The following is an 11,263-nucleotide window of genomic DNA, read 5'->3' as shown; positions in this document are numbered from 1 at the left end:
GCGAGAAGAGGGAAGACCGTGGAGAAGCTGAAGCTCATCGACCGCGTCAACGCGATCAACTGGAACCGCCTGCAGGACGACAAGGACCTGGAGATCTGGAACCGCCTCACGAGCAACTTCTGGTTGCCGGAGAAGGTGCCGCTGTCCAACGACGTCCAGTCGTGGCAGAACCTCGGCCCCGCCGAGCGCACGCTCACCCTGCGCGTGTTCACGGGGCTGACGCTGCTGGACACCATCCAGGGGACGGTCGGGGCGGTCTCGCTCATCCCGGACGCGCTCACCCCGCACGAGGAGGCCGTCTACACGAACATCGCGTTCATGGAGTCGGTCCACGCGCGCAGCTACTCCTCGATCTTCTCCACGCTGGCCTCCACCCGGGAGATCGACGAGGCGTTCAGCTGGTCGGAGGAGAACGAGGCGCTGCAGCGCAAGGCGTCGATCGTCCTGGAGTACTACCACGGTGATGACCCGCTGAAGCGCAAGGTGGCCTCCACCCTGCTGGAGTCGTTCCTGTTCTACTCCGGCTTCTTCCTGCCGATGCACTTCTCGTCCCGCGCGCAGCTGACGAACACCGCCGACCTGATCCGGCTCATCATCCGCGACGAGGCCGTGCACGGGTACTACATCGGCTACAAGTTCCAGCGCGGGCTGGAGCTCGTCGACCAGGCCAAGCGCGACGAGATCAAGGACTACGCGTTCGACCTGCTGTACGAGCTGTACGACAACGAGTGCAAGTACACCTCCGACCTCTACGACGGCGTGGGCCTGACCGAGGACGTCAAGACGTTCCTGCACTACAACGCGAACAAGGCGCTCATGAACCTCGGCTACGAGGGCATGTTCCCCTCGGACATGACCCGGGTGGACCCGGCCATCCTGTCCGCGCTGTCGCCGAACGCGGACGAGAACCACGACTTCTTCTCCGGCTCCGGCTCCAGCTACGTCATCGGCAAGGCCGTGGCCACCGAGGACGAGGACTGGGAGTTCTGAGCCCCCGCTGATCCAGCGGCTCCTGCGAGCCGCGACGGACGACCCCCGTGGCCGGTGCTGCGCGCCCTGCCACGGGGGTTCCGTCGTTCCCGGGCGCACCGGGCAGGGGCGGGACCGGGCCGGTCGCGAGGGGAGTCCTGCGGTGAGGGTAGGCTCACCACAGTGCCGCCCCCCGGCGCACGCCCCCGACCCCTGAGAGGCCCGCCGTGAGAACCCTCCGCCGTGCAACCGTGATCACCGCGCCGCTGGCGCTGGCCGTGGCGCTCGGCCTGGCCGGCTGCTCCTCGAGCGAGGAGGACGCCACGGCCGCCGCCGCCGAGCCGACCACCCGCACGGTTCCCACGAACCTGGGCGAGGTCGAGGTCCCGGCCGAGCCGGTCCGCGTCGCGGCGCTGGACAACACCTCCTTCGCCACCCTCAAGGCGATGGGCGTCGAGCCGGTCGCGGTGCCGAAGGACCTGCTGCCCGCGACCGGCTACGAGGACTGGGCGGCCGACGAGGCGATCGCGGACGTCGGGACCCACCGCGATCCCGACTTCGAAGCGCTCAACGCGGCCGAGCCCGACCTGATCGTCGGCGGGTACCGCTTCGCCGACCACTACGACGAGCTGACGCAGATCGCGCCGACCATCGACGTCGCGCCCTCCGCGGACGCCGAGGGCGGGTTCGTCCAGGCCCTGGAGACCCAGACCCGCACCCTGGGCGAGGTGCTGGGTGCGAGCGACGTCGCGCAGGAGCTCGTCGACGCGCTGCAGGCCGCCGAGCAGGAGGCCGCCGACGCCACCGGCACCGAGACGGTGTTCCTGGCCAGCCTCACCGGCGGGCACGTCGACAACGGCACCAGCCGCCTCGCCCCGCTGCTGGAGCCGCTGGAGCTGCGGAACGTGCTGCCCACCCAGGACGAGGCGACGGCCGTGCACAACGACTCCGGGCTGGCGCCGGAGACGATCGCGCAGCTGAACCCGGACTGGATGATCCTCATGGACCGCGACGCGGCGGTCGGCACCGAGGGCGCCCAGGCGGCGCAGCAGGTGGTGGCCGACCAGCAGGCGTGGGCGCGGACGACGTTCGTCACCCAGGACCAGATCGTCTACCTGCCCAGCGACTTCTACGTCACCGAGGGGATCCAGACCTACACGGCGGTGTACGAGCAGATCGCGGACGCCTTCAGCGCGGCATGAGGTCCGGTCCGGCCACCACCGGCGCGGGCGCGGCGACCACGGTCGCCGCGCTCGTGCTCGTGCTCGTCCTCGTCGTGGCCTCGCTGGCCGTCGGCGGCTACGACATCTCGCTGTCGGACCTGTGGACCGCCGGGTCGGCGCAGGAGATGTTCCTCGTCTCCCGGGTGCCCCGCACGGTGGCGCTCGTGCTGGCCGCCGCCGCCATGGGCGTCTCCGGCACCGTCATGCAGATGATCACCCGGAACCGGTTCGTCGAACCGACCACGACCGGGTCGGCGCAGTGGTCGGCCCTGGGGATCCTGCTCATGATGCTCGTGTGGCCGCAGGCTCCGGTCCTGGTGAAGATGACCGTCGCCAGCGCGTTCGCCTTCGCCGGGACGATGGTCTTCCTCGGGCTGCTGCGGCGGGTGGCGCTGCGCTCCTCGGTCGTCGTGCCGCTGGTCGGCATGATGCTCGGCTCCCTCGTCGGTGCGGTGACGCTGCTGCTGGCGACCCGCGCCGAGCTGCAGCAGTCCCTCGCCGCCTGGCGCTCCGGCGGTTTCAACAGCATCACCGCGGGCCACTACGAGCCCCTCTACGCCGCCGGCGCGGTGGTCCTGCTGGTGTTCTGCTGCGCGCAGTGGTTCACCGTCGCCGGGCTCGGCCCCGACGTGGCCCGCAACCTCGGCCTGGACCACGACCGGGTCGTCCTGCTCGGCAGCGCGGCCGTCGCGCTGGCCACGGGGGTCACCGGCGTGGTGGTGGGGTTCCTGCCGTTCGTGGGCCTCGTCGTCCCCAACCTCGTCAGCGTGCTGCGCGGTGACGACGTCCGCGCGAACCTGCCGGTCGTCGTCCTCGTCGGCGCCGCGCTCGTCATCGGCTGCGACCTGATCGGCCGCACCGTCGTCTTCCCCCTGGAGATCCCCGTGTCGGTCGTCCTCGGCGCCGTCGGCGCGCTCGGGTTCGTGGGCCTGGTCCTGGTGCGCCGGAGGGCGCTGCGTGGCTGACACCCTGCTGCGCCCGCGCCGCCCGCGGACCCTGCGCCCACGACCGCGGCGGCGCGCGCTGTCACCGGCGGCGCGGACCGCCGTCGTCGGCGCGCTGCTCGCCGTCGTCGTGCTCGCCTACCTGTTCGCCTTCGTGCGCGGCAGCTTCGACTACGCGCTGCACCGCCGGCTGACGATGCTGGGGGCGATGGTCGTCGCCGGCTTCGCGCAGTCGGTGGCGACCGTGCTGTTCCAGTCGGTCACCCGCAACCGGGTGCTGACGCCGTCCATCATGGGGCTGGACTCGGTCTACGTCCTCGTGCAGACCGCGCTGGTGGTCGTGTGGGGCGGCCGCGTCCTGGCAGCCACGGACGGGCTGGCGAAGGTCCTCGTGCAGACCCTCGTGATGGTCGCGTTCGCCACCGTGCTGTTCCGGTGGCTGTTCACCGCGCGCTGGGGCAACCTCAACGTCCTGCTCCTGGTCGGGGTCACCCTCGGGATGGCCTTCGACAGCCTGGCGACGTTCCTGCAGCGGGTCCTGTCGCCCACGGACTACGACCTGCTCTCGCTGCGGCTGTTCGCCCGGATGAACGCCGTCGACGACGCCTCGCTGCCGCTCGCGCTCGGCGCGTGCGTGCTGGCGGGGCTGTTCGTGGCCCGGCGGGTGCACCGGCTGGACGTCCTGCAGCTGGGGCGCGACGTCGCCACGAACCTCGGCCTGGACCACCGCCGCGAGCTGACGACCGTGCTCGTCGTCGTCAGCGTCCTCATCGCCCTCTCGACGGCACTGGTGGGGCCCATGACGTTCTTCGGGTTCATCGCCGCCACGGTGGCGCGGCAGCTGGTCGGCAGCGAGCGGCACGTCCACCTGCTGCCGATGGCGTTCCTGTTCGGGACCCTGCTGCTGGTGGGCTCGCAGTTCGTCCTCGAGCACGTGTTCTCCGCCTCCGGCATGCTGACCGTCGTCCTCGACGTCGTCGGCGGCGGGCTGTTCCTCGTCCTGCTCCTGCGGAAGGGAAGACTGTGATCACCGTCGACGGCGTGAGCACGAGCTACGGCGGCACGACCGTGCTGGGGCCGGTGTCGCTGCGGTTCCCCGACCACGGCATCACCTCGCTCATCGGCAGCAACGGCGCGGGCAAGTCCACGCTGCTGACCACCGTCGGCCGGCTGCTGGCGCCCGACACCGGCTCGGTCGTCATCGACGGCCCGGACGGCCCGCTGGACGTGCACGCGGCCCGGTCGCGCGAGGTCGCCACCGCCCTGGCGGTGCTGCGCCAGGAGAACCACTTCGACCTGCGGCTGACGGTCCGCGAGCTGGTGTCCTTCGGGCGCTTCCCGCACTCGCGGGGCCGCCCGGGCGCCGAGGACGAGCGCCTGGTCGACCAGGCGCTGGACCTGCTGGACCTGCTCGAGCTGCAGCAGCGCCCCATCGACCAGCTCTCCGGCGGCCAGCGCCAGCGTGCCCACGTCGCGATGGTCCTGGCCCAGGACACCCGCTACGTCCTGCTCGACGAACCGCTGAACAACCTCGACATGAAGCACGCCGTGCGGATGATGCGGCGGCTGCGGCGCGCGGCCGACGACCTCGGCAAGTCGGTCGTCATGGTCGTGCACGACGTCAACTTCGCCGCCCGCTGGTCCGACCACCTCATCGCGCTGCGCGACGGCGAGGTGGTGGCCCAGGGGACGCCGCGCGAGATGATGCGCCCGCAGGTCCTGGAGGCGGTGTTCGACACCCCCGTGGACGTCCACGAGATCGACGGCCGCCCCGTCGCCGTCTACTTCGGCTGAGGCGCGGCACCCGCAGGGCGGCCGGGCAGCCGGGTAACCTGCGCGCGTCCGGCGACCCGGCCGGGCACGACGGCGAGGAGGCTCCGGTGCCCGACGAGCACGGCTACCTGCTGGTGCACCACGTGGAGGCGCCCGACGGCCACGGCGAGCAGGTGCACTTCTCCCTCAGCGACGGCGACGACGCCCGCCGGTGGACGCGCCGCAACCGCGGCGAGCCCGTCCTCACCTGGTCCGGCGGCACCACCGGGATCCGCGACCCCCACGTCGTCGCCGGCGCGGGGGAGTTCTTCGTCGTCGCCACCGACCTGCGCATCTACGGCGGTGACGGCCGCGGCTGGGACGAGTGGACCCGCACCGGCAGCCGCGACGTCGTCGTCTGGCGCTCGGAGGACCTCGTGCACTGGTCGCAGCCGTGGGCGCTGGAGATCGCGCCGCCGACGGCCGGCATGGCGTGGGCGCCCGAGGCCGTCTTCGACCAGGCGAGCGGGGAGTTCGTCGTCCACTGGTCCTCGACGCTGTACGACCCGCAGGACACCGGTCACCGCGGTGCCAGCTACAGCCGCGTCCTCGCCGCCCGCACCCGCGACTTCCGCTCCGTCGGGCCGGCCGAGGTGGTCATCGACCGGGGTTTCGCGGTCATCGACACGACGACCTTCCGCGACGGCGACCTCGCCGTCCGCGTCTCCAAGGACGACTCCCGCCGGCCGGACGCGCTGAAGCTGTTCCAGGAGACCGACACGGGCTCCGGCTGGGAGCTGGTGGCCACCCGCATCGCCGACGAGCTGTACGCCGACGTCGAGGCGCCCGTCGTGTTCCGCGACCGCCGTCGCGGCGTCTGGTACCTGCTCGTGGACCAGTACGAGGTGCGCCCGCAGGGCTACACGGCGCTGGTGAGCGACGACCCGGCGAGCGGGCGCTGGACACCGCTGCCGGCGGGGGAGTTCAGCATCCCACCGAACACCAAGCACGGGGGCGTGCTGCCGCTGGTCGGGGACCAGTGGCAGCGGCTCGCCGAGGCGTTCCCCGCCTGAGCGCCGGGCCGCGCACGGGCAACGACCGGGCGTCGTCCAGGTGACGTCCGGGGAACCTCCGGCGAACGTGCAGGTGGCCGGGGGCCCGGGGCGCCTGGACGGCGCCGCGGACCCCCGGCCACCCGGGGCGGACCTCAGTGCTTGTCGCCGGTGATGGCGTCCTTGACCTTGGTGACCACGTTCTCCGCCTGCTGCACCGCGCCGCCGACAGCGTTGCCCGGCTTGCCCGGGCCCTGGCTGCCGTCGTAGGTGACGTACTGCAGCGGGTCGGGAGCGGGCAGGATGCCCTGGTCGTCGGTGAGCGGGCGCAGCGGCTCGGTGCGGAACGGCTGGCCGTCGACGACGCTGTTGCCGGTGGCCCACAGGCCCTCACCGGCGCGGCTGCCCTCGTTGGTGTAGAAGACGTGCGCGGCGTCCGCGTCCTCCCAGTCGCCGTTCGAGCGCTCGATCTCGGACTCGGCGAAGCCCTCCTCCACGAGCATCTGGATGCCGTACATCCACTGCTGCTGGTGGTAGGTGTCGCGGGCCAGGTTGAAGGCCAGCATCTCCTTGACACCGCGGTCGTCGGTCATGTTCGCGATGCGGCTGGTCATCAGCCGGCTCTGGCCCTCGGCGGCCGCGTTGGAGCGGAAGTCGGTGAGCAGGTTGCCGCTGGCGATGATGTAGCCGGCGTTCCACGGGTTGCCCTGCGAGTCGGTGGGGCGGGCGCCGCCGCCGGAGACGATCGCGTGCTGGGGGTTCTGCCCGCCGAGGACGGCGGCCAGGACGGGGTTGGCGGCCGCGGCCTTCTCGGTCGTCTCGCCGGGGGCACCCTCGAGCAGGCGGGCCAGCATCACGGTCAGCATCTCGACGTGGCTGATCTCCTCGGCCCCGATGTCGAGGATCATGTCCTTGTACTTGCCGGGGATGCGGCAGTTCCACCCCTGGAACAGGTACTGCATCATCACGGTCATCTCACCGAACTGCCCGCCCAGGATCTCCTGGAACTTCGCGGCGAACAGCGCGTCGGGCTTCTCAGGCTTGGCGGTGAACTGCAGTTCGCGGGTGTGGCGGTACACGGAGTGCCCCTCTCAGCGTCTGCGGATGGTCGGTACTCGCCACCTACCCCCGGTGCGCGGGCGCAAACGTGGCCGGCCCGGCAGCCGAGGGTCCGGCTGCGCCCACGGGGTGGGCGCGACCGCCTCGGGGTCGGGCACGGTCGGGTCGACCTGCAGCGCCCCCAGGCAGCGGCGCAGCAGCGTCACGACCGCACCGGCGGTCTGCCGGTCGCGGTCGGTGGTGTACTCGGCCGCGACCTGCGCCTGCGACAGCCGCTGCACATCCTCGCGCAGGCCGGTGACGTCGGGCGGGGCGGCGTCGGGTGCCCCGATCTCCTCCGGGCGCTCGCGCAGCAGCGCCGCCAGCGAGCTCAACGCCTGCGCCGTCGGCCAGCGCAGCGCCGCGTCCATGGCCACCGCCCGCTCGCCGGGCGTCTGCACCTCCACGAGCAGCTCGGTCAGCTCCTCCACGCGGCGCCCCAGGTTGTCCAGGACCACGGCGTCGACGTGCTGGCGCCGCACCGAGGGCAGGTTCCGCCGGGCCCGCAGGTTGCCCCGCAGCGACTCCTCGGTCTCGGCGCCGCTGGCGCGGGCGGACTCGCGCACGGGCGCGATCGAGCGCAGGCGCTGCTCCCACTCCTGGGCGCTCGGGGGCTCGTCGCGGCGCAGCCCCTCGGCGAGGTCGTCGAGCTGGTCGGCCAGGACGCCCGCCAGCCGGTGCAGCTCCCGGTGCGAGCGGCTCAGCGGCACCTCGGGCAGCGCCGCGTTCACCACCACGGCGACCAGCCCGCCCAGCAGCGTCAGCCCCGCGTAGGCGCTCACGTAGTCCACCGGGTCCGCGGCGCCGACGACCAGCACGAACAGCGAGGCGGTGAGCACCCACGAGCGCTGCTCGCCCAGGAGCCGCCAGCCGGCCACCAGCGTCGCGACGAAGACCAGCAGCAGCACCACGAGGACACCGCCGGCCACGGCGGCGGCCGCGAGCGCCAGCACGGCCCCGACGACGATCGCGAGCACCGCGAGCAGGGAGTTGCGCGCGGAGCTGCGCACGGTCGAGTACGAGCCGACGACCGCGCCCAGCGGGGCGTAGTAGGGGTAGGTCTCGGCGGGCGTGAACGGCAGCCGCAGCGCGATCCACCACGCCAGGCCCGCCGCGAGCGCGGTGCGCACGGCCAGCCCCAGCCGCGGCCAGCGGCCCAGCAGCTCCCGGGCGCCGGCCCGCAGCCGCCGCACCGGCCGCACCGGGCCCTCGCTCACAGCGGCGGGCCCACCACCCGGGCCTGCACCCGGCCCTCGCGCACCCTGGTCCGCACGGTGGGCTGCGGCGAGCTCGCGGGCCCGTCCAGGACGGCGCCGTCGGCGAAGCGGAAGGTGCTGGCGCACCACGGGCAGGTGATCGCCGTCTGCGCCCCGCCGCCGCGCACCGAGCCCTCGTGCAGGGGACCGCCGTCGTTGGTGCAGGTGCCGGTCAGCGCCAGCACCTCGGAGCCGCGGCGCAGCGCGCACACCGGCGCCTCGCCGACCCGGCGCTGCACCGGGGTGCCCTCGGGCAGCTCCGCCAGGGCGCCGACGTCGCCGGACCCCTGCCCGTCACCGGCCAGGTGGTGCAGGTGCTCGGCGTGGTTGGGACCCGCGGCCCAGCGGTAGGCCAGGTGCCCGCCCAGCGCCCCGGCCGCCCCGGCGACCGCCGTCCCCGCCGTGCGCAGCAGCGGCGCCCGCCGCCCCGCGACCAGCGACAGGCTCCACAGCGTCGCGGCCACGAGGTTGCCGCTCGCGTGCACGAGGGCGGTGCGCTGCTGGTCGCGGTGCAGCCCGGTGTAGTCGGCCCAGCCCGCCAGCGCCGTCGGCACCACGGAGGCGACGCTGACGGCGGCCAGCCCCCGCGCCGGGGCCTCCAGCGCCCGCCCGCCCGGCAGCACGAGGGCGGCCGCGTCGAGCAGCGCCGCCGAGACGGACGTGCCGATCGGCAGCTGGGCCATCGCCGGGTGGGCGGGGTGGCCGAAGGGGCGGCCGTGCAGCCAGCCGCGCACCCGCCCGCCCGGCAGCAGCCGGTCGGCCAGCTCCTGCGCGCGGGCGGCGACGGGGTCGAGCGCGGTCCAGCGGGAGGGGGCGTCGAAGAGGGCGCGGACCAGGGTCATGCCCCGGTCCTACTCCCGTCCGCGGCTGCCTGCACCTGCAGGCGCCCGCTGCCCGGTGCCCGCGCCCCGCTCCGCCCGGTCGGGAGCGGGCCGCGGTTTCGAGGTGGGGGCCCCGGGTAGGGGTCCTGCATGACCGGACCCACCAGGAGCACCGGTCCGCGCACGAGGAGAGGGGTGAGCATGCGGATCGCGATCACGGGTGCGTCGGGGAGCGTCTCCACGGCGCTGCTGCGGCGGCTGCAGCAGGGGCTGCCCAGCGGGGACGTCGACGTCGTCGGCATCGCCCGCCGGGTGCCGCAGGTGGACCCGGCGGGGGAGAGCCCGTACGCGGGCGTGCAGTGGGAGTCCCTGGACATCGCCGGGCCCGACGCCGTGTCCCGCATGACCGAGCTCTTCCGCGGCGTGGACGCCGTCGTGCACACCGCGTGGCTCATCCAGCCCATGCGCGACCCCGCGGAGCTGAGCCGGGTCAACCTCGGCGGGACCCGCAACGTGGTGCGCGCCGTCCTGCAGGCCGGCGTCCCGCACCTGGTGCACCTGTCCTCCCTGGGCGCCTACGCCGAGCACCCCGCCGACGACTCGCGCGTCGACGAGTCCTGGCCGGCCACCGGCCTGCCGACCGTGCAGTACTCGCGGGAGAAGGCCACCTGCGAGGCGCACCTGGACGTCGTGGAGGCCGAGCACCCCGAACTCGTCGTCACCCGGGTGCGCCCGGCCCTGGTCATGCAGGGCCGCTCCGGCAGCGAGCTCGCGCGCTACTTCGCCGGGCTGCTCACGCCCACCCGGCTGCTGGGCCGGGTGCCGCTGCCCGTGCTGCCGCTGCCCAAGGGGGTGCGCTTCCAGGTCGTGCACGCCGAGGACCTCGCCGACGCGATCGCGCGGATGCTCGAGCACACCCCCCGCGGCGCCTTCAACGTCGCCGACGAGCCCGTCCTCGGCGGCCGGGACCTCGGCCGGGTGCTGCGGGCCGGGCGGCTGGTGCCCGTGGGCCACCGGCTGGCGCGGCTCGCGGTGCAGGCCAGCTACCACGCCCGCGTCCACCCCGTGCAACCCGGCTGGTTCGACATGGGCATGGGCGTGCCGCTGCTCGACACCTCGCGGGTGCGCGAGGAGCTCGGCTGGCGCCCCGCTCACGCCGCCCAGGACGTGCTGGCCGAGGTGTTCGCGGGGATGCGCGACCACGCCGGCACCGACTCGCCCGCCCTGCGACCGCGCTCGCTGACCCCCACGGCGCGCACGGGGACCTGATCGGTGAGCCGCTCGCGCAGCCGGCGCAGCAGCGCCGACAGCAACCGGGAGACCTGCATCTGGCTGATGCCGAGGTCGGCGGCGATCTGCGACTGGGTCGCGTCGGCGTAGAAGCGCAGGGCGAGGATGCGCCGCTCGCGCCCGCCCAGGTCGGAGGTCGCGTCGGCGAGGGCGACGAGGTCGTCGACGGCGGCGGCGCCGTCCCCCTCGGCCACGAGGGTGTCGGCGAGGGTGGTGTCGTCGCCGTCGCCGCCGTAGCGGGCGTCCAGGGAGACGGCCGAGTACGCGTTCGAGGCCTGGCGGGCCTCGCGCACCTCGGCGACGGTGGCGCCGAGCGCCTGCGCGAGGGCCTCGTCGGTGCACCCGCCGTGCTGCTCCAGCTCCGCCTGCACGCTGCGCAGCCGCGCGCGCAGCTCCTGCAGGCGCCGCGGGGGGCGCACGTCCCAGCCGTGGTCGCGGAAGTGGCGGCGGATCTCGCCGGTGATGGTGGGGGCCGCGTACGCCGCGAAGGAGGAACCGGCGTCGGGGCGGTAGCGGTGGGCGGCCTTGACGAGGCCGAGGTAGGCGACCTGCACGAGGTCGTCGAGGCTCTCGCCGCGGTTGCGGTAGCGGGCCGCGAGCGACTGGGCGAGGTCGAGGTGTCCGAGCACCAGATCGTCCGGTCGGTGAGACGTCGGTGCGGTCATGGTGGGGTCCTCCCGAGAGCGGGTCCTGCGGGACTGCCCAGGCGAGCTGCTGCACCCGGCGGGGCTCAGTCGAGCACCGACCCGCGGGGTCGGCAACCGGACCGCGCCAGGACCGCTCCAGCACCGCGCCAGGAGCGCTCCAGCACCTCCCGCCGGGTGTCCCGCGACCTCCGCCGCGACCCGGTCCGGGTCG

At 73.9% G+C, this 11,263-nt stretch carries 11 protein-coding genes; 7 read left to right on the top strand and 4 right to left on the bottom strand.

Annotation, left to right across the window (positions count from 1 at the left end; translation table 11 throughout):
* Positions 1–18 precede the first annotated feature (18 nt).
* The 6 genes from nrdF (at position 19) to ACRYM2_RS14100 (ending at position 5,961) form a co-directional block, all read left to right on the top strand.
* Positions 19–990, top strand: coding sequence for a class 1b ribonucleoside-diphosphate reductase subunit beta (gene nrdF / locus ACRYM2_RS14125; RefSeq protein WP_432523031.1), 972 nt, complete (start codon positions 19–21; stop codon positions 988–990).
* A gap of 230 nt (positions 991–1,220) precedes the next feature.
* Positions 1,221–2,171, top strand: coding sequence for an ABC transporter substrate-binding protein (locus tag ACRYM2_RS14120; protein ID WP_432523030.1), 951 nt, complete (start codon positions 1,221–1,223; stop codon positions 2,169–2,171).
* A complete protein-coding gene (locus ACRYM2_RS14115; protein WP_432523029.1) occupies positions 2,168–3,157 on the top strand; it encodes an iron chelate uptake ABC transporter family permease subunit in 990 nt (329 codons plus the stop codon). Before ACRYM2_RS14120 ends, ACRYM2_RS14115 begins: the two co-directional genes overlap by 4 nt.
* A complete protein-coding gene (locus tag ACRYM2_RS14110; protein WP_432523028.1) occupies positions 3,150–4,163 on the top strand; it encodes an iron chelate uptake ABC transporter family permease subunit in 1,014 nt (337 codons plus the stop codon). The genes ACRYM2_RS14115 and ACRYM2_RS14110 overlap by 8 nt, the downstream gene beginning before the upstream one ends.
* Positions 4,160–4,930 carry an iron ABC transporter ATP-binding protein gene (locus ACRYM2_RS14105; protein WP_432523027.1) on the top strand — a complete coding sequence of 257 codons (771 nt, stop codon included), beginning with the start codon at positions 4,160–4,162 and terminating at the stop codon, positions 4,928–4,930. The genes ACRYM2_RS14110 and ACRYM2_RS14105 overlap by 4 nt, the downstream gene beginning before the upstream one ends.
* An 86-nt stretch (positions 4,931–5,016) precedes the next feature.
* Entirely contained in the window at positions 5,017–5,961 is a 945-nt protein-coding gene (locus ACRYM2_RS14100; protein WP_432523026.1) for a glycoside hydrolase family 43 protein, read from the top strand.
* 134 nt (positions 5,962–6,095) lie between these two features.
* Here ACRYM2_RS14100 and ACRYM2_RS14095 read toward each other — a convergent pair whose 3' ends face one another.
* Genes ACRYM2_RS14095 through ACRYM2_RS14085 form a run of 3 tightly spaced genes read right to left on the bottom strand, consistent with a single transcriptional unit; the run spans position 6,096 to position 9,136 of the window.
* Complete coding sequence (locus ACRYM2_RS14095; protein WP_432523025.1) at positions 6,096–7,019, bottom strand: manganese catalase; 924 nt, start codon at positions 7,017–7,019, stop codon at positions 6,096–6,098.
* 12 nt (positions 7,020–7,031) lie between these two features.
* Positions 7,032–8,255, bottom strand: coding sequence for an aromatic acid exporter family protein (locus tag ACRYM2_RS14090; RefSeq protein WP_432523024.1), 1,224 nt, complete (start codon positions 8,253–8,255; stop codon positions 7,032–7,034).
* Positions 8,252–9,136: a Rieske (2Fe-2S) protein gene (locus ACRYM2_RS14085; RefSeq protein ID WP_432523023.1), complete on the bottom strand. Its 885-nt coding sequence runs from the start codon at positions 9,134–9,136 to the stop codon at positions 8,252–8,254. Before ACRYM2_RS14085 ends, ACRYM2_RS14090 begins: the two co-directional genes overlap by 4 nt.
* Before the next feature lie 180 nt (positions 9,137–9,316).
* On the opposite strand from ACRYM2_RS14085, the gene ACRYM2_RS14080 reads away from it, so the two are divergent.
* Positions 9,317–10,384 carry an NAD-dependent epimerase/dehydratase family protein gene (locus tag ACRYM2_RS14080; protein ID WP_432523053.1) on the top strand — a complete coding sequence of 356 codons (1,068 nt, stop codon included), beginning with the start codon at positions 9,317–9,319 and terminating at the stop codon, positions 10,382–10,384.
* Here the strand turns inward: ACRYM2_RS14080 and ACRYM2_RS14075 are convergent.
* Complete coding sequence (locus ACRYM2_RS14075) at positions 10,267–11,034, bottom strand: sigma-70 family RNA polymerase sigma factor (RefSeq protein ID WP_432523022.1); 768 nt, start codon at positions 11,032–11,034, stop codon at positions 10,267–10,269. The genes ACRYM2_RS14080 and ACRYM2_RS14075 overlap by 118 nt on opposite strands.
* Between the last annotated feature and the right edge of the window lie 229 nt (positions 11,035–11,263).

This window comes from Kineococcus aridisoli (assembly GCF_050871885.1).
Classification (GTDB): Bacteria; Actinomycetota; Actinomycetes; order Actinomycetales; family Kineococcaceae; genus Kineococcus.
This window is presented reverse-complemented; position numbering and strand designations above follow the sequence as displayed.